Source organism: Enorma timonensis (genome assembly GCF_000321165.1).
GTDB lineage: Bacteria > Actinomycetota > Coriobacteriia > Coriobacteriales > Coriobacteriaceae > Enorma.
Genome location: NZ_CAPF01000050.1, coordinates 24,098 through 46,530, shown reverse-complemented (window position 1 = coordinate 46,530; position 22,433 = coordinate 24,098). Strand labels below are relative to the sequence as shown.

Sequence of the window (22,433 nt, the reverse complement as noted above, 5' to 3'; positions counted from 1 at the left end):
GTTACGCCACTGCGCCATGTGACTCGAAGCGATTCGCCCCGAGACGATCCCGGTCCGCCGCCTTCGCGCACCTGCTACAGGTACTCGATCTGCGCTCCGGCGTTGTCGCAGGTGAGGATATGCGTCTCGCACTCGGGGAACTGCTCGCGCAGGCGCACCTGTAAAAACTTCGCCACGATGGTGTCGTCGGTCACCGCCATGAGCGTGGAGCCCGAGCCGGAGATCCACAGCGTCTTGGCCCCGCCCTCGAGGCAGGTCGCGCGGATGGCATCGTAGTCGGGGATGAGCGCGCGGCGGTACGGCTCCTGCAGGCGGTCGTCGTTCGCGGCGGCGATGAGGTCGGTGTCCCCGGTCTCGAGCCCGCGCGTGAGCCCAGCGACGCGCCCCATCTGCCACACGGCGGTGGAGAGCGGCACCTCCTGCGGCACGACCTTGCGCGCCTCGCTCGTGTGCACCTCGTACGGCGGGATGATGGTGACGAAGCGCAGGCGGTCGCTCACGGCGTAGCGCAGGCAGCGCGGCAGCTCGCCGGTGGGGGTGAACGAGCAGACGGCGGCGCCGAGCAGCGCAGGCGCGACGTTGTCCGGGTGCCCCTCCATCTGCGCGGCGAGCGCCACGAGCTCGTCGCGCGTCACGGCGCGGCGGGTGAGGGCGGCGGCCCCCATGATGCCCGCGACGACGCAGGTCGAGCTCGAGCCCAGGCCGCGCGCGACGGGGATTTGCGTGTCGATGTCGATGGAGATGGGGAACGGCTCCCTGCCCCACGCCTTGAGCGCTTGGACAAACGCCTGGTAGACCATGTTGTCTTCGTTCTGGAACTCCTCGGGGCAGCCGGTGATGGTGAGCGTGTCGGCATGGTCGAAGGTGAAGTGCGCGTAGAGCGACACCGCCATGCCGAGCGTGTCGTAGCCGATGCCCAGGTTCGCGCTCGTCGCCGGAACGGTTACCTTGATCATGCGTGATCGTCCTCCCTGTCTGCGAGTGATGAAAACATGCCGGGTGCTGTGAGCCGGGCGCCGCCGGGTCTACAGGTCGAGTGCTGCCCGCTCCACGAACGCGCCCATGTCGTCGACATCGACCACGTCGCCGTGCAGGATCGGTGCGCTCTGCAGGCTGGCGAGCTGCGCGGGCGGCATGGTGCCGGTCGCCTGGGCGAGCGTCTCCATGCAGGCGAAATCGTCTTCGGGAACCGCGAGGTCGAGCGCCTCGGCCACGGCGCGCGGGAACTTGTACGGGCTCGCCGTGGAGAGCAGCACGCGGGCGCGGGCGCCGGGCGCGGCGGGCGTGCGCTCGAGCACGTGGTAGCCGCAGGCGGTGTGCGGGTCGATGAGGTAGCCATGGCCCTCCCAGCAGGAGCGGATGGCGTCGCTCACCTCGGCCTCGCTCGCCCAGCCGCAGCCGAACACCTCCTGGATGCGCGCGAGCAGGTCTGCCGGCACCTCGTAGCGGCCGGTCTCGGCGAGCTCTGCCATGAGCGCGGCCACGAGCTCGCAGTCGCCGTCACTCAGGTAGTAGAGCATGCGCTCGAGGTTCGACGAGATGAGGATGTCCATGCTGGGCGAGGTCGTGGTGAAGAACGGGCGGTTGCGGTCATAGACGCCCGTGGTGAGGAAGTCGTAGAGCACGTTGTTCGCGTCGCTCGCCACGATGAGCTTCGCCACGGGCAGCCCCAGGAGCTTGGCGTAGTACCCGGCGAGCACGTCGCCGAAGTTGCCGGTGGGCACGCAGAACTCGACCTCGTCGCCCACCTCGATCGTGCCCGCGCGCAGCAGTTGCGCGTAGGCGGCGAAGTAGTAGACCACCTGCGGCACGAGGCGCCCCACGTTGATGGAGTTCGCGCTCGAAAGCGTCCAGCCCGCCGCGCCGAGGCGCTCCGCGAGCGCGCTATCGGCGAAGATGCGCTTCACGGCGCTCTGCGTGTCGTCGAAGTTTCCGCGCACGGCGCAGACGGCCACGTTGCCGCCCGCCTGCGTGGTCATCTGCAGCTCCTGCACGTGGCTCACCTTGCCGGCGGGGTAGAAGACGGTGATGCCGCAGCCGGGAGCGTCGGCGAAGCCGGCGAGCGCCGCCTTGCCCGTGTCGCCCGAGGTCGCGGTGACGATCATCACGCGCCCGTCGCCGTCCGCGTCGCCCGCGCGCGCCATGAGCCGCGGCAGCATCTGCAGGGCGACGTCCTTGAAGGCGCTCGTGGGGCCATGGAAGAGCTCGAGTACGGAGACGGGTGAGTCAATTGAACCCGTCCCCAATGACTCAAGCGGGACGAGGGGCGTGACCTCGGGGCTCGCGAAGGTGCCCTCGTAGGCCTCGCGTACGCACGCGGCGATCTCGTCCGATGTGTAATCAGGTAGTAACAATTGCAGCACAGCCTGGGCGATCTCGCTGTACGACATCTCGGCAAGGCGGCTGACCTCGAATTTCTCCGCTCCCAGGGCGTCGCAGACGAAGAGCCCGCCATCCGGTGCGAGGCCTTCGCGAATCGCCTCCTTCGAGGTGCGGGAAATGGCTCGCGAACGTGTACTATGATACAAACTCATGTGGAAGCTCCTCGTGTGCGCCGGAGTTCGAACCAAACCCATGGTATCAGAGCGCATCGCACGCGCGCAGGCGAGCCAGGAAAGGTAACCTCATCGATATGATTAAGATCGCCAAGTTCGGCGGCTCGTCGGTCGCCGATGCCAAGCACTTCAAGCAGATCAAGCGGATCGTCGAGGCCGACCCGTCGCGCCGGTTCATCGTGGTCTCGGCGTGCGGCCGCCGCTGGAAGAGCGACGCCAAGGTCACGGACCTGCTCTACCTCGTCTCGGCCCACATGCGCTACCACGTCTCGTGCGACGACCTGCTCGAGGACATCGGCAGCCGCTTCTTCGCCATCGCCGACGAGCTGGGGCTCAGCTACCCCATCCGCGAGGAGTACGCGACGTTCTGCGAGCGCGTGCACGCCGGCGAGCTCACGCAGGAGGAGCTCGTGAGCCGCGGCGAGTACTTCACCGGCCGCCTCATGGCCGAGTACCTCGACCTGCCCTTCCTCGACGCCGCCGACGTCGTGGCCTTCCACCACGACGGCACGCTCGCCATGGAGCGCACCGAGGCCCTCATCCAGGAGCGCGGCATCCCCGGCGGCTTCCTCATGCCCGGCTTCTACGGCGCCACGCGCGAGGGGCGCATCATGCTGCTCGATCGCGGCGGCGGCGACATCTCCGGCTCCATTCTGGCGAAATGCCTCGGCGCGGACCTCTACGAGAACTGGACGGACGTCTCGGGCTTCCTCTCCGCGGACCCGCGCATCGTGGACAACCCGCAGCCCATCGGCCGCATCACCTATTCCGAGCTGCGCGAGCTCTCGTACATGGGCGCGTCGGTGCTGCACGAGGAGGCCGTGCTCCCCGTCATGGAGGCGGGCATCCCCATCGCCATCAAGAACACGAACCGGCCGCAGGACCCCGGCACGATCATCTCCGACCGCGACGACTACGTCTCGGACGAGCCCATCATCACCGGCGTCACGGGCAAGCGCGACTTCGTGGCCGTGCACATCCTGAAGGACCACCTCACGAACGAGATCGGCTACTACCGCCGCGTGCTCTCGATCTTCGAGCGCTACCGCGTGAGCGTGGAGCACATCCCCTCGGGCATCGACTCGTTCGCCGTGGTCGTGCGCGGCGAGGACGTGAAGGATTCGCTGTGGTCGATCGTCGCGGACATCAAGCGCGAGGTCGAGCCGGATAAGATCAAGGTCGTGGACGACCTGGCGCTCGTGTCGACCGTCGGCCGCAACGTGGTGGGGCGCCCCGGCGTGTCGGGATCGCTCTTCGCGGCACTCGGCCAGGAGGGCGTGTCCATCCGCATGATGTCGCAGGGCTCCGACGAGATCAACATCATCGTGGGCGTGCGCGACAGCGATTTCGAGCGTGCCATCCGCGCCATCTACCGGGCGTTTTCCGACGGCGACCACCTGCTCGAGCTCTCCGACCTGAAGCGTGCCGAGGAAGAGGCGCGCATCGAGACGGCGGGTCTGGCGCAGCGGGTCGAGTAGCCCCGAGGGGTTGTTTGGGGACGTGTTCGTTTCAACCCATTGAGGAGGAGCCATGAAGCAGTACACCATCGCCATCCTGGGCGCGACGGGGGCCGTGGGCACGCAGATGCTCCAGTGCCTGGAGGAGCAGGACGTTCCCGTGGGCGAGCTGCGCCTGCTCGCGAGTGCGCGCAGCGCCGGCAAGCTCATGACGTTCAAGGGCGAGGAGATCGCCATCCAGGAGGCGCGACCCGAGGCGTTCCAGGGCTGCGACTTCGTGCTCGGGGCGGCGGACGACGCCATCGCGCGCGAGCTTCTGCCGAAGGCCGTGGAAGCGGGCGCTGTCGTGATCGACAACAGCCATGCGTTCCGCCTCGATCCCGATGTGCCGCTCGTGGTGCCCGAGGTCAACGGTGCGGACGCCCTCGCGCACCACGGCATCATCGCCAACCCCAACTGCGCCACGATCATCGGCCTCGTGCCCACGTGGCCGCTGCACCTGGCGGCGGGCGTGACGCGCATGATCGTGTCGACGTACCAGGCCGCGAGCGGCACGGGCGCGCCGGGCATGGCGGAGCTCGAGGCGCAGATCCAAGCGATGGGGCGCGGCGAGGACATCCCTGAGCCGCACGCGTTTGCCGCGCAGCTCGTGAGCAACCTCATCCCGCAGATCGGCGGCTTCGACGGCGAGGGCTACACCTCGGAGGAGATGAAGCTGCAGAACGAGGGGCGCAAGATCATGCACCTGCCCGAGCTGCGCGTGAACTGCACCTGCGTGCGCGTGCCGGTGATGCGCTCGCATTCCGAGAGCATCACGCTCGAGTTCGAGCGCGACATCACGGTGGAGGAGGCGCGCGAGATCCTCGCTGTCGCGCCCGGCGTGAAGCTCGTGGACGATCGCGACGCCGTGAGCGCGCACGATCGCTTCCCCATGCCGCTCGACACGAGCGACCAGGACCTCATCTGGGTTGGTCGCCTGCGCCGCGACATCTCGAACCCCGAGCCCGCGCGCGGCATCACGTTCTGGTGCTGCGGCGACCAGATTCGCAAGGGCGCTGCGACGAACGCCGTGCAGATCCTGAAGCTGCTGCTCGCGTAAGCCCGCGGGTGGAGTGCGCCCGCGCCCGGCGCCGGTGATAAAAAGGTGACTGACACCAAATTATCAGTCGAGGATCTGCACCTCGTCTGCGTGCATGAGCTCGGAATGGATGTCTGGCGCGTCGTCCCAAAACGTGACCTTGACCTTCCAGCCCGACCGCAGCACGAGGGGTGGATCTTCCATAACCTGCCCGTCGGCGTCTCTGAACGTCGTGTCGTCATCGATGTAAATGACATAGAACACGCGCTCGTTCGAGACGCCCGACCACAGGGCATCGCTTTTGACGACGCCCTGTCTCCAAGCCGGAGCCGTTGAGACGATGGTTCCGGTGACATTGAGCCTGCTGCGCATGGCAGTGCGCGCCATTCCCGGCACAGCGAGGCACACGACGATGCCGAGCAGCAGACCCCCAGCGAAGATGAGCACCGTGTGCCGCGAGCCTTGTACCCAACGGATAGCGCGCTGGGCGAGCGAGGGCGGGCGGTCGTCGGGGCCGGCATCGTCGCACGCCTCGGCATCTTCGTCGCGGCCAGCCGTTTCGACCGTCTCGGTCTCCGGTGGCGAGACCAGGGAATCCAGGGTCACGTGGTAGAGGTTCGCGAGGGCGATGAGGTTGTCGGTATCGGGAACCGCCTCGCCGCGCTCCCATTTCGACACCGCCTGCCGGGTCACGCCGATCGCATCGGCGACGGCATCTTGGCTCATGCCGTGCTCGAACCTGAGGTCGGACAATCGCTGCGCTAAGGGACTGAGCATCGCACGCCTCCTCATCTGGTGCCACGCCGGCGCCGTGGGTTGGAAGGTTGCATTCATGCTAGGAGGCGGCACACGGTTGCGCCAGCGCTTTTAGGTGGAATGGTTCGGGAAGCTGCAGCTTTTGGCGCAACGTGCGGTTGCGGACACCGGTTGCGCCCGCGCCGCGCCCGTCGGTGATAAAAAGGTGACTGACACCATTTTATCACCGGTGGGTCGCTCTGGGCTCTTGGTGATAAAATGGTGACTGACACCAAATTATCACCGGCGCCGACCTCAGCGCGTCACTCTGGGCTCTTGAGGGCCTCCACCATGTTCACGCGGTCGAGCATGCGGTTCGTGATGCGGCTCACCACGAGCGCGAACACCACCGAGAACGCCGCCGCGAGCGCATAGCACCACGGCGCCACCTCGACGTCGAAGAAGATCGACGGCATCTTCAGGATGTACGTGAAGCTCTCGGACAGCGCCCAGCCGGCGGGCAGCCCCACGAGGATGCCGATGAGCGTGAGCACGAACGTCTCCTTGTTGATGTACGTGCGCACCTCGCCCACGCGGAAGCCGAGCACCTTGATGGTGGCGATCTCGCGCTCGCGCTCGCCGATGTTCACCGTGGAGAGCGTGAAGAGCACCACGAACGCGAGCCCCGCGGCCAACCCGATGATCACGTAGACCACCACGTTGATGAGGGTGAAGCTCTTCTCGAACTGCTGGTGCATCTTTGCCGTGCTCGTGATGGAGAGGAAGTCCTCGCTCGCCTCGAGTTCGTCGGCGAACTCCAGCTGCTCGGCGTTGTCGCCCGCGAGGTGCGCGAAGAACCCGGTGAGCTCGAGCGGCTTCCCGAACAGCTCCTCGTAGGCGTCTTGGGTCATGTAGACGGCATTGCCCAGGTAGTTGCGGGTGATGGCGTTGACGGGCGCATCCGCCTCGTCGAGTGCGGTCGTGGTGAGCTGCGCGGTATCGCCCTGCGCGAGGTCGAGCACCGTGGCGGCGTTGTTCGTGATGACCACGCCCGCCTCGTCGAGGTCGATGGGCTCGCCGGAAAGTGTCTCGAGGCTCACGTACGGGTCGATCGAGGCACCGCGCGGCACCACGTAGAGCTGCATGCTCTCCTTCGCGCCGTCGAACTCGACGGTGATGTTGTCGATGCCGAGCGCCTGGAGGTTGCGCACCTCGCCCGAATCCTCGAGGAGCGCCTGGCAGGTCTCGAAGTCGTCCGCCTGCGTGACCGCCATGAGGTCGTAGCGGTAGATGTTCTCGTACTGGCGCGGCGCGAGCGACTCGACGGTGTTCTTGATGGAGAACCCGCAGACGAGCAGCGCCGTGCAGCCCATGATGCCGAACACCGTCATGGCGAAGCGCTTCTTGTAGCGGAAGAGGTTGCGCGCCGTGACCTTGTTGAGGAACCCGAGGCGTCGCCAGAGCGGGCGGATGTGCTCCAGGAAGATGCGCGAACCGGCGCGCGGGGCACGCGGGCGCATGAGCGAGGCGGGCGTCTCGCGCAGGTCCGCACGGCAGGTGATGAACGTCGATCCGGCGATGCCGATCACGAACGCCGCGATGCCCAGCACCGCGTAGAACAGGTTGAACTGCAGGCTGAAGAGCGGCAGCAGGTACATGGCCTGGAAGATGTAGAACAAGATGTAGGGGATGAGCACGAACCCGAGGATGTCGCCCAGGATGCCGCCGATGAGCGCGGCCGTCGCGGTGTAGATGAGGTATTTCGACAGGATGCGCGCCTTCGAGTAGCCGAGCGCCTTGTACAGGCCGATGAGCGTGCGCTCCTCCTCGACCATGCGGGTGGCGGTGGTGAGGCTCACGAGGATCGCGACGATGTAGAAGATGACGGGGATGATGTTCGCGATGGTCTCGATGGACGAGGCGTCGGAGTCGACGCTCGAATAGCTGCCGAGGCCGGAGCGATTCTGCACGTACCAGGTGGCGGGCTCGACGGCGTCCACATCCGCGCGGGCGTCGGCGATCTGCGCGAGGGCGTCGTCGCGCTCCTCCTCGAAGGTCGCGCGCCCGTCGTCGAGCTCGGCTTGGCCATCAGCGAGCTGGGCGAGGGCGTCGTCGAGCTGTGCCTGCGCGTCGGCGAGCTGGGCGAGCGCGGAGGCGCGCTGCGCGATGAGCTCGCGCTGGCCGGCATCGAGCTGGGCGAGAGCACTGCGCGCCGTATCGAGGCCCTCTTGTGCTCGTGTTTCCTGGGCGGCGAGCTGCGCCAGGCCGTCGCGGATGCTCTGACGGGATCCCTCGATGCCGCCGGGGAGTTGGGATGCGATGGCTTGGAGCTGGGCGAAAGCCGCGTTAGCCTGCGCGGCGCCCGAGGCCGCGCGCCCCATGCCCTGCGCGAGCTGGTCGATGGCAGCGTCAGAGATGTTTTCGAGCGATGTGAGCGCTTGGTTGAGTTGATCCAGCTGCTCGGCGAGTTGATCGTAGGCGGCGAGCTGCGCGTTGAGCACGTCCTGCTCCTCGGCGAGCGCGCTTTCCTCGCTGGCGAGCAGGTTCTCCTCCTCGGTGAGTGCCCGCTGCTCTTCCGCGAGTTCGCCGCGTTCGGTTAGGAGATCGGCGCGTGCGGGATCGTCTTCCTCGAGCGAGGCCAAGGTATCATCGATCTGGGTGAGCCGCACTGCGATCTGGGCGACGCGCGCATCGATTGCGCCCGTGCGCTCCTCGATGTCCTCTCGGCGTTCGGCCACCTGCGTGCGACGCTCAATCTGCGGGGCGAGACGCTGCTCAAGCATATCTTGATAACTCTGCGCGTCGGTGCGTAGTTGCTGCAATTTTCCCGTGGCGCCGTCACGGAAGGTCTTCACGGCGCTCGTGAACGCTTCTTCGAGCTCGATGGGTTCTTCCAGTCCGGAATATGAACACAAGTTGTTCCAGGCGTCGCGCACCGGCGAGAAGTCCATGCCAACGGTGTTTGCAATCTGTTCAAGACCATCAAGGAGCTCCGCACCTTGCGCTTGCGCCGTACTCACACCTGCTTGAGCAAGCTGGACGGCCTTCTCCGCCTGAGCGATGCCCGATTCAAGTGCGCCGATCTTGTCCAGCTGCTCCTCAAGCACTGCCCGCGTCTCCGCGATCGTTGCGAGACCGCTCTGCGCCTGCTCGATACCCGCCTGCGCTTCAGTACGTCCATCGTCGATCTGTGCTTGCGCGTCACCGAGCTCGGCAAGGGCGTTCGCACGCTGCTCGTCGAGTTCACGCTGGCCGTCTTGGGCTTCTGCCAGGCCGTCGTCGATCTCCGCCTGCGCGTCGTCGAGTGCGGATTCGGCGTCGGCGAGCTCGGCGAGGGCGTCCGCTTCCTGGTCGTCGATCTCGGCCATGGCCTCGTCTTTAATGGCCTGCGCACGCGCCCGCTCGCGCTGCGGCGCCAGGTCCTCCACGCGCGCCTGCACCTCGTCTACGCGCGCGTCATACGCTTCGGAATACGCCGACAGGTTCTCTGTACCGGAAACAGCGAGGTAGGCGATGGTGTACGTGGCGTCGTCCTGGACGGCGCGGTCGCTCACGAAGAACGTGTAGTCGCTCGACGTGCTCGCGCGGAACGCGACGGGGCCGTCCGGCTGCGTGATGTTCGCCGGGTCCACGACGGTGCCCACGATGGTGTACGTGCCGCCGGGAATCGCGCCCACGGACGGCTCGTCGGAAAGCCCGGTGGGGTCGTCCTGCTCGGCATCTTCGAACTCGAGCGTGTCCCCGATCTGCTTGCCGGAGTCCTTGAGGTACTTCTCCGTTACCGCGACCTCGTCCGCGGACTCGGGCAGGCGCCCCTCCACCACATACGGTTCGTTCATGCCGCTCGCGAGCAGCGCCTTCACGGTGATGGTGGCGCGCAGCCCGTCGACGAGGGTGTACGTCGTCTCCTCGAACCCGCCCTCCGCCTGCGCGACGCCGTCCACCGCGGCGAGCTCGGCGATGTCCTCGTCCGTGAGGCCGTAGGTCGACTGCACGGAGATGTCGAAGAGGTGCTGGCTGCTGTAGAGGGCGCTCGCCGCCGCGCGCAGGTCGATGCAGGCCATGGAGAGGCCGGTGAGCATGGTCGCGCCGAGCGCGCAGATGACCACGATGGAGAGGAAGCGCTTCATGCTTCCGCGTATCGTGCGGACGATGTCCTTCGTGAAGGCCTTCATCGCGCTGCGCCTACCATTCGATCTGGGCGATGGGCGTCGGCGACGGGTTGAGCGACATGTCGGTCACGCGACCGCTCTTGAAGCGGATGAGGCGGTCGGCCATGGGCGCGAGCGCGGAGTTGTGCGTGATGATGATGACGGTGATGCCGTCGCGCCGGCACGTGTCCTGCAGGAGCTGGAGGATCTGCTTGCCGGTCTGGTAGTCGAGCGCGCCGGTGGGCTCGTCGCAGAGCAGGAGCTTCGGGTTCTTCGCGACGGCGCGGGCGATGGAGACGCGCTGCTGCTCGCCGCCGGAGAGCTGCGCGGGGAAGTTGGCGAGGCGCGCGGCGAGGCCGACCTTCTCGAGCGATTCGCGCGCGTCGAGGGCGTCCGGGCACACCTGCGCCGCGAGCTCGACGTTCTCGAGCGCGGTGAGGTTGGGGACGAGGTTGTAGAACTGGAACACGAAGCCCACGTCGGTGCGGCGGTACTCGACGAGCTCGCGCTCGGTGGCGTGCGTGATGTCGCGGCCGTCCACGAGCACCTCGCCTGAGGTGGCGGAATCCATGCCGCCGAGGATGTTGAGCGCCGTGGTCTTGCCCGCGCCCGACGCGCCCAGGATCACGGCCAGCTCGCCGCGCTCCACCTCGAAGCTCGCGCCGTCGAGCGCGTGGATGAGCGTCTCGCCGGATCCGTAGGCCTTGACAACGTCGTTGAACTCGATATATGCCATGCGATGCACCGATTCTAGATAGCCGAGAGCGCCGAGTGCCGCGCTGCGGAATCGCTCGACAGCGTGTTGTCTAGTAGTATAAAGACGGTTGTACCCATGTTCGATAGGCGCTCGACACCTGTTGACGAATTGTCGAATGGGACGAGCGGGCGCGGTGCGCGATCGGTCGCCGCACGGAAGCGAGGGGATGGATGCATGAAACGTCAGCCGCAGGTCACAGAACAGACGCGCGCCCATCTTATGCAGGCATTTTGGGAGCTGTACCTCGAGAAGCCCATCGACAAGATCACCATCCGCGAGATCACCGACCGCGCGGGCTACAACCGGGCGACGTTCTACCTGCACTACCGCGACGTGTACGACCTGTTCGAGCAGCTCGAGGACGGCATCCTCGCGCAGATCCGGCAGCTGGTGAACGACCGGCTCCTCGGCGAGGAAACGCTCGACTTCTCAAACCACATGGGCTTCATCGTGCAGCTCGCCGAGCGCTTCAACCGCTTCATGCCGCGCCTCCTGGCGAGCGACCCCTCGTTCGCCGAGCGCTTGAAGGCCATCATCACGCCGCTGCTCGACCGGTTCATCATCCCTGCGGACGAGCTGACGGACGACGAGCGCGATATCCTGCGCAACTTCTATGCGAGTGGCTTGCTGAGCGCCATAACGACCTGGATGCCGCGCCGCGATCGCATGCCCATCGACGAGCTCATCGCGCTCATCATGCAGGCGGTGGCGCCGCATCAGGCGGAGCGGGCGTAGCGCGGGCGCACGGGTGGCCAAATATTCCCGTTTTGTGACATCGATCCTGGGAAAACACGGGTGCGATTCACCCATACGTGGGATAACCGTGCCCGATACCAGGGCGGTGGAGGAAGCGCACCCCTGATTTCCCAGATGAGCGGTCACAAAACTGGAACATTTGACCAGCGCGGGCACAGCGAGGGCTTCGGAGGCGGAAAAGCGGGGCTCGCAAGCGGGTCTGCACGCGCTATATCACGCCGCGCGCCACCTCGTCGCGCCCGGTAACGAAAAACCGGCCATGGTGATCACGACCGGTTTGAATAGCGCGAAAATGCAGGTGAGGCTTCGGGGCACGGGCGCGGGATCGCTGAGACAAATGAACCCGACCCCAATGACTCACTCGTCGCCGAAGCTGATGCCGAGCGCCTTTGCCTCGCGCACGAGGTCGCTCTTGGGGTCGACGTACTTGAGCTTGCCGGCGACGTCGGCGAGCGGCACGCGCGTCATCTTGCGGTCCACCTGGGCGATCATGTAGCCGAACTTGCCCTCAAGGCAGCCGAGCGCCGCCTCGACGCCGCACTGCGTGGCGAAGATGCGGTCCTGGGCGTCGGGGATGCCGCCGCGCTGCGTGTGCCCGGGGATGGCCACGCGCGTCTCGCGCCCGGTGCGCGCCTCGATCTCCTTGGCGATGTCGTACACGATGGACGGGCTCGTGCGCGCGGCGACCTTCTTCTTGTACTCCTTCTTGGAGAGGGCGGCGTCCTCCTTCGAGATGGCGCCCTCCGCGACGGCGAGGATGGTGAAGCGGCTGCCGGTCTGCATGCGCTTGTCGATCGTCGCGATGACGTTGTCCATGCTGTACGGGATCTCGGGGATGAGGATGACGTCCGCACCGCCCGCGACGCCCGCGTACAGGGGGATCCAGCCCACCTTGTGGCCCATGATCTCGATGACGAATACGCGGCCGTGGCTCGAGGCGGTGGTGTGGATGTCATCGATGCACTTCGTGGCGATCTCGACGGCGCTCGTGAAGCCGAACGTCATCTCGGTGCCCCAGGTATCGTTGTCGATGGTCTTGGGCAGGGCGATGACGTTCAGGCCCTCCTGCGAAAGGCGGTTGGCGGTCTTGGTGGAGCCGTTTCCGCCCAGCATGAAGAGGCAGTCCAGATGCAGCTGCTTATAGGTCTTGATCATGGCAGGGACCTTCTCCACGCCGTCGGCCTCGGGCGTGTCGAGCAGCTTGAACGGGGTGCGGCTCGTGCCCAGGATGGTGCCGCCGCGCGTGAGGATGCCGCTGAAGTCGCGCGGGGTCATCTTGCGGTAGCGCCCGTAGATGAGGCCCTGGTAGCCGTCCTCGAACCCGTAGATCTCCAGTGATTCCTTGCTCTTGTTGAAGAGCGTCTTCACGATGCCGCGCATGGTCGCGTTGAGCGCCTGGCAGTCGCCGCCGCTCGTGAGCAATCCGATTCGAAGCATGGGTATCCCCCTTTTCGCCGCCATGCAGAACTTGCGGCACCAGTGTACCGCTCTTGCCGCGTCGCGGTTTTGTGATGCGGGATGAAATGCGCCAAGTAATGCGGAGCGCGCCGGTGCGCGCGGCGGCGAAGAGGGGTCTGCGGGAGGTGCGCAGACCGATCCCGACCAGGGAAAAGCGCCTGCCGCGCCCGCCGCCCGTGCAGCCCTATGCGTCCTTCCAGAACTCCCGGATGAGCGCCTTGCGGTTCTCGAGGCCGGTCTTCTGCAGGATGTTGTGCACGTGCACCTTCACCGTGCTCAGGGAAAGGTGCAGCTCGGAGGCGATGTTCTGGTTGTCCTTGCCGCGCAGCACCTCGCGCATGATCTCCTGCTCGCGCGGCGAGAGCTGGTGCCGGCGGCTGAAATAGGGGAGGTTGGCCTCGATGAACTCCTCCTGCGGCGCGCTGCTCTTCACCGGCGGGTTCTCGAAGCGCAGCGAGAGCGCCTTGAACGCGCTGCGGCACGCGGTGACCATGCAGCACAGCACGAGCGCGTTCTCGCAGTAGTTGCGCTCGGGCGCCACGGCGCGCAGGTCCATGATGAACCCGCCCGCGCCCGCCACGAGGAAGTAAAGGGCATCCTCCACGACCACGCCCACCCCGAGCACCCAGAGCAGCAGGTACAGGCCGGCGGAGCGCTTGAGCCGCGCCCGCTCGGACTCGTTTTTCTGCAGGAGGTACCGCACGCCCGCATAGATGAGCATCCAGAGCAGGAAGAGCGCCCGCATGGAGTAGAAGACGAAGCGCTCCAGGTTGTTCTCGGGCACGGCGACGAGCGCGGCGATGCTCAGGAGGCAGAAGACGACGCAGGGCACGAGCTTCACCGCGCGCGGCACGCCGCCCAGGTACTCGCAGACGAGCAGCCAGAACGACGAGATGAACCCCACGCCGGAGACGAGCGTGGCCACGGAGCGCAGCGCGAGGTAGGTCCCGTTATCGCGCCAGGCGTGCCCCGCGGCGAGGATGTTGTCCTGGAACACCCAGGCGATGTCGAAGAAGTAGAAGAGGAAGCCCACCGCGGCGATGAGCATGAGCTGCCTGCGCGAGACGAGGTAGGCCGAAAGGCAGGTGGCCGAGGTGAGGATCGACGAGAGGAGCATGAACAGCGTGAAGTGGAACACGATGAAGTCCATGGACGCCCCCAAATCGATGTACCGGGCGCGCTGCCTCGCGCCGTCTCGTCTCACCTTGCCGCGCACCGACGTCGCGCGGCAGCCCCGGTGTCCCCGCGTCACCCGCGATGCGACGCCTTCCATGGTACTCGACCGCGCCGCGGGCGCGCCGTGCTTCCCGGTGGACGGTCGCGGCCCGTCCTGCGCGCAGCCGCTCGCTTTACATCAGCTACCTGCGGTTTATTGCGGGTTTAGGCCGCCGTTTCCAATCGGTAAACCCAAGTTACGCCCCACGGTACACCCCGCTTAGCCCTAGCCGCCGCCTCGCGCCCCTCCGAATATGGCATCAAGAGGCGGAGGGCGGCGGTACCGTGCCCGCTCATCGGGGCTCGCGCTTCCCCCGAGCGCCCATCCGCCTCTGAGCGCGTTGGTGAAATCCGGGTTGCGTCCGGCTGCGCGCCCGCCCAAGGGGGCGCGGCGACATGCGCGGCGGCGCGGGAAGGAGTTGCGATATGGCGGAAACGACGGAGACGAGGCAGGAGGGTACGAAGGGTATCGGCCTCTTCGGCCTCATCGGCATGGTGGTGAGCTCGTGCATCGGCTCGGGCGCCTTCGCCATCTCGGGCCAGCTCGCGCAGGTGGCCGCCCCGGGCAGCGCGCTTGTGGCCTGGCTCATCGTGGGCCTGGGCTTCCTCATGCTCGCGCTCTCGCTCAACAATCTGGGTGCGAACCGCCCCGACCTACCGGGCATCTTCTCCTATGCGCAGGAGGGCTTCGGCCCCTTCGCGGGGTTCGTCTCGGGCTGGGGCTACTGGCTCTCGGCGTGGCTCGGCAACGTGGCCTTCGCCACGATGATGATGTCCACGGTGGGCTACTTCTTCCCGGAGTTCCTCCCGGGCAACACCGTGCCGTGCATCGCCATCGCGTCGGTGGTGATGTGGCTGCTCACCATCTTCGTCATCCGCGGCGTGGAGAGCGCGTCGTTTTTGAACGCCATTGTCATGGTGTGCAAGGTCGTGTCGCTCGCGGTCTTCATCCTGTTCAGCCTCTTCTTGTTCAACGCCGGCATCTTCACTGCGGACTTCTGGGGCGCCGTGTATAACAACGCCGTCGCCGCCGGCACCGCCGGCCCGGACGCCGCGCCGCTCGGCGACGTGATCCAGCAGATCGTGAACTGCTTCATCATCATGTTCTGGGTGTTCGTGGGCATCGAGGGCGCCACCGTCATGTCGTCGCGCGCCGCCCGCAAGCGCGACGTGGGCAAGGCCACGGTCATCGGCCTCGCGTGCCTGCTCGCCATCTACATCGGTTGCTCGGTTTTGCCCTACGGCTACATGAGCTACACCGAGATCGCCACGCTCGACTACCCCGCCATGGTCTACATCTTCGAGGACATGGCGCCCGGCTGGGGCGGCGCGTTCATCTCCGTCGCCATCATCGTCTCCATCCTGGGCTCGTGGCTCTCGTTCACGATGCTGCCGGCCGAGACCACCTCGGAGATGGCGGAGGCGAAGCTCCTGCCCGCGTCGTGGGGCAAGCTCAACGCCAAGAACGCCCCGCAGCTGAGCCTCGTCGTGGTGGGCGCGTGCACGCAGGCCTTCCTCATCGTGCTGCTCGTGAGCGAGGACGCCTACGACTTCGCGTACTCCATGTGCACGGTGGCCATCGTCATCACCTGGGCGCTCGCAGCCGCCTACCAGGTCAAGTGGGCACTCCAGAACAAGCGGCCGGCGCAGCTCGTCATCGGTGCCATCGCCACGGCCTTCCTGGTGGTGGGCGTGCTCTTCAACGGCTGGTCCTACCTGCTGCTCACCTGCGTGGGCTACATCCCCGGCTTCGTGGTGTACGTGCAGGGGCGCCGTTCCGAGGGGCTCGCGTTGGGAGGCGCGGACAAGGCGGGCATCGTGGTCATCACCTTGCTGGGCGTGCTGGCGCTCGTGCTGCTCGCCATGGGCATCATCACGCTGTAATACGAGGAGGAACACATGAACATCGCAACCATCGGCGTCGAGGACTGGCTCAACGTGCACGAGAAGAGCGCGACGGTGGATATCGCGCAGTCCACGATCGCCTCGCTCACCATGGACGAGATCCTGAAGCTCGACGGCACGGACGGGCAGGGCTTCTACGAGCAGCTCGGCCGCGAGAAGATGAACTACGGCTGGATCGAGGGCTCGCCCGAGTTCAAGCAGGAGGTGGCTTCGCTCTACCAGAACGTGGAGCCCGAGAACATCCTGCAGACGAACGGCGCCACCGGCGCGAACCTGCTCGCGCTCATGACGCTCGTGGAGCCCGGCGACCACGTGATCGCCGAGTACCCCACCTACCAGCCGCTCTACGAGATCCCGCGCACGCTGGGCGCCGAGGTCGAGTACTGGCACATCCAGGAGGAGCTGGGCTGGCAGCCCGACATCGCCGAGCTCGAGCGGCTCGTGCGGCCGAACACGAAGCTCATCTGCATCAACAACGCCTCGAACCCGCTCGGCACCGTGCTGCCGCGCGAGACGCTCGAGCAGATCGTGGAGATCGCGCGCTCCGTGGGCGCCTACGTGCTCTCGGACGAGGTGTACCTGCCGCTCGAGGACACGGACCGCTTCGTGTCCATGGCCGACCTCTACGACCGCGCCGTGGTGACGAACTCCATCTCCAAGACGTATTCGGTGCCGGCGGCGCGCATCGGGTGGACGGTGTCGAATGCCGAGGTGGCCGACCGCATCCGCACGTACCGCGACTACACGCTCATCTGCGGCGGCATCTTCAACGACGCGCTCGCCGTGCATGTGCTCAAGAACCGCGAGCGCATCCTGGAGCGCAACCGTGCCATCGTGTTCGGGAACCGCGCCATCGCCCAGGCGTGGATCGACGCCGAGCCGCGCGTGCGCTGGGTGCCGCCGAAGGGTGTGTCGACCTCGTACATCCAGCTCGACATCCCCATGGATGACGAAGAGTTCTGCCTGAAGCTCCTGCGCGAGCGCGGCGTGCTGCTCGTGCCGGGCAGCCGCTTCGAGCTGCCGTGTGGCGCGCGGCTAGGCTACTGCGCGCAGGAGGAGACGCTGCGCGAGGGCCTGCGCCTGCTCTCCGAGGCGCTGCGCGAGTTCGACTAGGCGGACGTCGGGTGCGGCGGGGCGTGGTGGTGCGCTGCGTCCCGTAAGGTGCACGCTTGCATGAAGCGAGCCCGGTTCCCCTGCGTGCAGGAGGGGAGCCGGGCTCGTTTGCGTTTGCGTTCGGAAGGGGCGGGCGGGGGCTCGCGGTTCGTGCGGCTTTGCGCGCTACCGCATGCCCAGGATGTCCGCGACGATGCCCTCGACGGTGATGCCGCAGCTCGCCAGCAGCTCCTGCGGATCGAAGCGGTCGGGGAAGCCCCTGGGGATGCCGTAGCAGCGCGTGCGCACGTCGCTCGTCCCCAGGAAGCGCGCGACCTTCTCGCCCCAGCCGCCCTCGAGCACGCCGTCCTCGAGCGTGATGACCGTGCGGTGCCGCTCGGGCAGGACACGCAGGAACGCTTCGTCGAGCTCCGTGGCATAGCGCGGGTTCACGAGCGTCGGGCACAGGCCGTGCTCGGCCAGGGCGTCCGCCACCTGCTCGCCCAGGGTGAAGAAGCCGCCGAGCGCGAGGATGGCCACCTCGGAGCCCTCGCGGACGACCTGGTAGGCGGGCGTGTCGAAGGTCGCCGGCGCCGCGGGCGCGAGGTCGGGGCGCGAGGCGGGCGCGCCGACCGGCATGCGGATCACGACGGGGCGCTCGCGCTGGTCGAGCGACCAATCGAGCATCGCGAGGTACTCCTCGAGGCAGACGGGCGTGAGCACGCGGAGGTTCGGCAGGGCGCCGAGCATCGCGAGGTCGAAGTAGTTGAGGTGCGTCTCGGCGTTCGCCCCGAAGACGGAGGCGCCGATGTCGACGATCGTGGCGGGCGCGCTGTTGAGGCAGAGGTCGTGCCAGAGCTCGTCGTAGGCGCGCTGCAGGAAGGCGCCGTACGCACCGAAGACGGGGGTGGCGCCGCCCGCGGCGAGCGCGGCGGAGAAGGTGACCGCGTGCTCCTCGGCGATGCCGACGTCCACGAACTGCGCCCCGGCCTGCGCGCGGCGCTCGGGGGTGAATCCGAGCACGTAGGGCATGCCGGCGGTGATGGCCACCACGCGCGGGTCGCGCGCCATGCGCTCGAGGAGGTGGCGGGCCGTGATGTCGGCATAGCCGTCGCGCGGCACGTCGCCGCTGATGAGCTTGCGCTTCTCGCCGGTCTTAAGGTCGAAGGGACCCACGTGGTGCCAGAGCTCGGGCGCGCGCTCGGCGGGTCCGTACCCGGCGCCCTTCGTGGTGTGGATGTGGAGCACCACGGGGCGGTCGGTGCCGCGCAGCTCCTCGAGGGCGCCGACGAGCGCGGTGACGTCGTTGCCCTCCTCGAGGTAGCGGTAGGCGAAGCCCATGGCGCGGAAGATGTTCGACGGGGTGGCGCCGCGCGTGGCGCGCAGCTCCGCGAGGGCGCCGTAGATGCCGCCGTGGTTCTCGGCGATGGACTGGTCGTTGTCGTTCACGACGATGATGAGGCCGCTCTTCAGGTCGGCGGCGTTGTCGAGGCCCTCGAAGGCGAGGCCGCCGGAGAGCGACCCGTCGCCGATGACGGCAACCACGTCGTGGTGCCCGCCCGCGAGGTCGCGCGCCGTGGCGAGGCCGCACGCGAGGCTGAGCGAGGTCGAGGTGTGGCCGATGGAGAAGAGGTCGTGCTCGGACTCGCGCGGGCTCAGGAAGCCGGACACCTCGCCGAAGTGGTCGGGGTCGAGGTAGGCCGCCGCGCGCCCGGTGAGCGCTTTGTGGGCGTAGCACTGGTGCGAGACGTCGAGGACGATCTTATCGCGGGGGGAGTCGAAGACGCGGTGCAGGGCGACGGTGAGCTCGATGACGCCGAGGTTGGGGGCGAGGTGCCCGCCGGCCGCCGCGGAGTTCTCCAGGATGGCCTGACGCAGCTCATCGCAGAGAAGGGGCAGGTCGGAGGCAGCGAGTGCCTTGACGTCCTGCGGCGAGGAGATATGTTCGAGAAGCCTGCTGCGCACGTCGCTCCTGGGTGTCGTCGCCCGGGCGCCCCGTGCGCCCAGATTGAACAACCAGTTTCTCATATTCCCGCGCCCGAAATGTGTATGCTCTGCGATGCCGGGCGAACGGTTCCGCGAGCGGCGCGGAATGGGTTGGTCGGGGGGGGTTGGTTGGGGACGTGTTCCTTTCAACCCATTTTCAACCCATCGGGGAGGACGCGGCGGTTAAGCTGTCTGAAAATGGGTTGAAAGGAACACGTCCCCAACCAACCCATTCGGCAGCTAGGCGGTCGGGAAGGTGAGCTCGATGGCGAGGGCTCCTGGGTCGAGGTGCGCGCGTATCTCGCCGTGCATGGCGCGGACGAGGTTCGCGGCGATGGCGAGCCCAAGGCCGCTGCCGGCGGCGCCGCGCGCGGAATCGGCCTGGTAGAAGCGGTCGAAGAGCCGATCGACGTCGATGTGCGCACCCGGATCGACGGGATTTTCGAACACGATGCACGCCGTTTCGCCCTCCGCGTGCACGCGGATGCGCGGCGCGCCCGTCCCGTGGCGGACGGCGTTCGTGACGAGGTTGTCGAAGACGCGTGCGAGGGCGTCGCCGTTCGCGAGGACGGTCACCGCATCCGGGCAGGCGACCTCGGGCTCCCAGCCCTTCGCCTCGAGCTCGGGATAGTGGGCGAGGAGCGCCTGCTCGATCGCGGAGCGCGCGTCCACCCGCTCGGGCGCGGGCGCGAGGTCGGGATCGGTCGACTTCGTGTACGCGAAGAGCTCGTCGAGGAGCTCGGAGGTGCTGTCGATGCGGGCGGCGGCTGCCTCGAGGTGCCGGTCGCGCACGGTGGCATCGCGCTCGTCGCGCGCGAGCTGCAGGTAGCCCTTGGCGCCCGTGAGCGGCGTGCGGATGTCGTGCGAGAGGGCGGAGAGGTCGCGCTGGAATTCCTCCTGGCTGCGGAGCGCCGCGATGCGCTCGCGCGATGCCTGGTCGAGCCCCGCGTTCACCGCCTCAGCGAGCTCGCGCAGGCCGGGCGCCGGGGTGCCGGACGTCACGCGTGCGTTGCTGTGGGCGTCGCGCGTGCGCAGGAATCGGGCGATGCGCTTGAGCTCGGTCGCATAGGCGGCGACGGCGATGAGGGCGCCCAGGCAGATCCCGAGCACGAGCATGGCGGCGACAAGCATGGAAACCTTCCTCGAACGGGGGGGTGGCAACCTGGCCTTCGGCATCAGGGTACCACCCCGGGGTGCGACGGGTTAGATGTCGCGCGCGCGGCAGATGGCGAGCACGACCGCGCTGGCCGCGGCGATCCACAGCGCGGGTGCGAGGATGGCCTGCGTGAGGCCCGTGCCTGGCAGTGCGGCGCCGAGTTCGCCCCAGCCCGCGGCCATCGCCTGCGCGCCACCGTTGCACAGCCACGTCTCGAGGTTCGACGGCATCCAGCACGCGAACTCGCGGAGGACGTCCGAGATGCCCATGAGGCCGGGCGCGTACCCCTGGATGAGGCCGGCGATGAGCGAGAGGCCATCGGGCACGAGCGATCCGGCGATGCAGAACGCGACGATGTAGCTCAGGGGCACGATGCGCGTGGCGTAGGCGACGATGAGCGAGATGACGGCGAGCGCCCAGGCGTTCAGGCAGATCGCGACCGCCCAGCCGAGGAACGCGAGCGGCGCGTCCATCGCGGCGAAGCGCGTGTCCACCGCAAGTCCGAGCACGACCGTCAGGAGGCTGAGCGAGCAGAACACGATGACGGTCACGATGCCGGCGAACACGATGCGCTCGGCGAAATACGAAAGGCGCCCCGCGCGTGCGGAGACGAGGGTGCGCGCGAAGCCGTCCTTGAAGTCGGCGAGGACGTGCTCGACCACGAAGAAGCAGACGAAGAGCGGGAAGATGCCGCTCATCATGTCGCCGATCATGGCGCTCGGCGAGGAGAACGTCGTGAGGCTGGTGATCGCGCCGGTCGAGAAGTCGAAGCCGCCGGCGATCATCCAGAAGACGAGGTAGATGAGAACGTAGAAAACCGCGCACACAGCGAGGTACTGCCAGAGGCTGCCGCGCAGGCCGCGCGGGCGGGTGATGCGGTAGAGGTCGGCTTTCAGAAGGTTGAGCATTGCGAGCTCCTCTCAAGCTGCCTGCGGGGAGTCCCGCAGGGGGAGTTTCGATGGTTGGGGACGGTTCGGGCGTCGTTCAGATGCGCGCGGCTCAGCGCCGACGTCCCGAAGCGAGCAGGTAGGCGATGGCGCCGAGGATGACGGCGTCCAGGATGAGGCCGCCCATGGCTACCGCCCCCGCGGGCCGGCGCCGGCGTGCTCAGCGTTCGCCGCCTCGTCCGCCGCGCCGCCCATGAGCTCGACGAAGTACTCCTCGATGTCGCGCTCGAGCACGCTGAGCTCGAGGATCGTCTGGCCGCCTGCCGCGAGCGCGTGGGATACGTCCTCCGCCGTCGGCACGCCCGCGTTCGCGGCGTCGCCCGCCGCCCCGCCGAACCGCGCCGCCGCGTTGCGCGCACCCTGCGCCCCGGAGATCACGATGCCGCCGTCCGGCTCCACGCGGAACGCCGCGCCCGCGAGCCGCTCCTCCAGGATGGCGAGGCTGCGCGCGGGGTCTGCCGTCTTCACGCGCACGGAGCTGCCGCAGGCGGCGTGGAGCTCATCCTCGGTGAACTCGCGCACCATGTGGCCGGCCTTGATGACGCCGAAGCGCGTGGCCATGCGGTTGAGCTGGTCGAGCACGTGGCTCGAGATGACGATCGTCACGCCGCGCTCGTGGTTGAGGCGCATGAGCATGGTGCGCAGGGCGCGGGTCTCCTCGGGGTCGATGCCGTTGAAGGGCTCGTCGAGGAGCAGCAGGTCGGGAGATCCCACGAGCGCGAGCGCGAGGCCCAGCCGCTGCTTCATGCCGAGCGAGAACTTCTTCGCCTTGCGCGGGCCCACGTCCTCGAGGCCGACGAGTTCCAGCAGCTCCCGGCACTGCTCGCGCGGCCGCACGACGCCCACGGAGAGCGCCTTCATCATGAGGTTCTCGTACGCGGAGAAATTCGGCAGCAGACCCGGCTGCTCCACGAGCGCCCCGATGCGCGAGAACGCGCTCGAGAACGCGCTGCCCGCGCGCTCGGCCCCGAAGAGCTTGATGGTGCCCCCGGTGGGCGCGTCGAGCCCGGCGATCATCTTCATGGTCGTGGACTTGCCGGCGCCGTTCTTGCCCACGAAGCCGTAGATGTCGCCCTGGGCGACGCGCATGTCCAGGCCGTCGACGGCGCGCACGCTGCCGTATGCCTTCGTGAGCGCATAGGTCTCGATGACGTTCATGGCGGTTCCCTCCCGCTCGCTTTCCGT

At 67.4% G+C, this 22,433-nt stretch carries 16 protein-coding genes; 5 read left to right on the top strand and 11 right to left on the bottom strand.

Features of this window, described 5'->3' with window-relative positions:
* Window positions 1-74: 74 nt before the first annotated feature.
* Both thrB and thrC read right to left on the bottom strand, forming a co-directional pair.
* Window positions 75-956 (bottom strand): homoserine kinase, encoded by an 882-nt coding sequence (thrB, locus tag BN423_RS05765; protein WP_019239315.1) that lies wholly within the window; start codon window positions 954-956, stop codon window positions 75-77.
* Between the two features lie 69 nt (window positions 957-1,025).
* On the bottom strand, window positions 1,026-2,534 hold the full coding sequence (thrC, locus tag BN423_RS05760) for a threonine synthase (protein WP_019247015.1): 1,509 nt from the start codon (window positions 2,532-2,534) through the stop codon (window positions 1,026-1,028).
* A gap of 98 nt (window positions 2,535-2,632) precedes the next feature.
* Between thrC and BN423_RS05755 the strand changes: the two genes are divergently transcribed.
* Complete coding sequence (locus BN423_RS05755; RefSeq protein ID WP_019239313.1) at window positions 2,633-4,033, top strand: aspartate kinase; 1,401 nt, start codon at window positions 2,633-2,635, stop codon at window positions 4,031-4,033.
* 52 nt (window positions 4,034-4,085) lie between these two features.
* Window positions 4,086-5,111, top strand: coding sequence for an aspartate-semialdehyde dehydrogenase (locus tag BN423_RS05750; RefSeq protein WP_019239312.1), 1,026 nt, complete (start codon window positions 4,086-4,088; stop codon window positions 5,109-5,111).
* Between the two features lie 63 nt (window positions 5,112-5,174).
* Here the strand turns inward: BN423_RS05750 and BN423_RS05745 are convergent, their stop codons facing one another.
* The 3 genes from BN423_RS05745 to BN423_RS05735 form a co-directional block, all read right to left on the bottom strand.
* Window positions 5,175-5,867: a helix-turn-helix domain-containing protein gene (locus BN423_RS05745; protein ID WP_019239311.1), complete on the bottom strand. Its 693-nt coding sequence runs from the start codon at window positions 5,865-5,867 to the stop codon at window positions 5,175-5,177.
* Between the two features lie 281 nt (window positions 5,868-6,148).
* A complete protein-coding gene (locus tag BN423_RS05740) occupies window positions 6,149-10,000 on the bottom strand; it encodes an FtsX-like permease family protein (RefSeq protein ID WP_019239310.1) in 3,852 nt (1,283 codons plus the stop codon).
* A gap of 10 nt (window positions 10,001-10,010) precedes the next feature.
* Entirely contained in the window at window positions 10,011-10,712 is a 702-nt protein-coding gene (locus tag BN423_RS05735) for an ABC transporter ATP-binding protein (protein ID WP_019239309.1), read from the bottom strand.
* Between the two features lie 195 nt (window positions 10,713-10,907).
* Here BN423_RS05735 and BN423_RS10765 point away from each other — a divergent pair, with 195 nt between their 5' ends.
* Window positions 10,908-11,468 (top strand): TetR/AcrR family transcriptional regulator, encoded by a 561-nt coding sequence (locus BN423_RS10765; protein WP_019239308.1) that lies wholly within the window; start codon window positions 10,908-10,910, stop codon window positions 11,466-11,468.
* 378 nt (window positions 11,469-11,846) lie between these two features.
* On the opposite strand, the gene BN423_RS05725 is transcribed toward BN423_RS10765, so the two are convergent.
* Together BN423_RS05725 and BN423_RS05720 are read right to left on the bottom strand one after the other, a co-directional pair.
* Window positions 11,847-12,926: a 6-phosphofructokinase gene (locus BN423_RS05725; protein ID WP_019239307.1), complete on the bottom strand. Its 1,080-nt coding sequence runs from the start codon at window positions 12,924-12,926 to the stop codon at window positions 11,847-11,849.
* A gap of 205 nt (window positions 12,927-13,131) precedes the next feature.
* Window positions 13,132-14,097 carry a helix-turn-helix transcriptional regulator gene (locus tag BN423_RS05720; RefSeq protein ID WP_019239306.1) on the bottom strand — a complete coding sequence of 322 codons (966 nt, stop codon included), beginning with the start codon at window positions 14,095-14,097 and terminating at the stop codon, window positions 13,132-13,134.
* Window positions 14,098-14,588: 491 nt separating this feature from the next.
* Here BN423_RS05720 and BN423_RS05715 point away from each other — a divergent pair, with 491 nt between their 5' ends.
* Together BN423_RS05715 and BN423_RS05710 are read left to right on the top strand one after the other, a co-directional pair.
* Window positions 14,589-16,046 (top strand): basic amino acid/polyamine antiporter, encoded by a 1,458-nt coding sequence (locus tag BN423_RS05715; RefSeq protein ID WP_019239305.1) that lies wholly within the window; start codon window positions 14,589-14,591, stop codon window positions 16,044-16,046.
* Window positions 16,047-16,061: 15 nt separating this feature from the next.
* Window positions 16,062-17,180, top strand: coding sequence for an aminotransferase (locus BN423_RS05710; protein WP_019239304.1), 1,119 nt, complete (start codon window positions 16,062-16,064; stop codon window positions 17,178-17,180).
* Between the two features lie 165 nt (window positions 17,181-17,345).
* Here the strand turns inward: BN423_RS05710 and BN423_RS05705 are convergent, their stop codons facing one another.
* The 4 genes from BN423_RS05705 to BN423_RS05690 all read right to left on the bottom strand — a co-directional run bounded on the left by BN423_RS05705 (window position 17,346) and on the right by BN423_RS05690 (window position 22,406).
* A complete protein-coding gene (locus BN423_RS05705; RefSeq protein ID WP_019239303.1) occupies window positions 17,346-19,124 on the bottom strand; it encodes a 1-deoxy-D-xylulose-5-phosphate synthase in 1,779 nt (592 codons plus the stop codon).
* Window positions 19,125-19,385: 261 nt separating this feature from the next.
* Window positions 19,386-20,276, bottom strand: coding sequence for a sensor histidine kinase (locus tag BN423_RS05700; RefSeq protein ID WP_019239302.1), 891 nt, complete (start codon window positions 20,274-20,276; stop codon window positions 19,386-19,388).
* A gap of 72 nt (window positions 20,277-20,348) precedes the next feature.
* Window positions 20,349-21,209 carry a hypothetical protein gene (locus BN423_RS05695; protein ID WP_019239301.1) on the bottom strand — a complete coding sequence of 287 codons (861 nt, stop codon included), beginning with the start codon at window positions 21,207-21,209 and terminating at the stop codon, window positions 20,349-20,351.
* Window positions 21,210-21,377: 168 nt separating this feature from the next.
* Entirely contained in the window at window positions 21,378-22,406 is a 1,029-nt protein-coding gene (locus BN423_RS05690) for an ABC transporter ATP-binding protein (RefSeq protein WP_019239300.1), read from the bottom strand.
* Window positions 22,407-22,433: the final 27 nt, after the last annotated feature.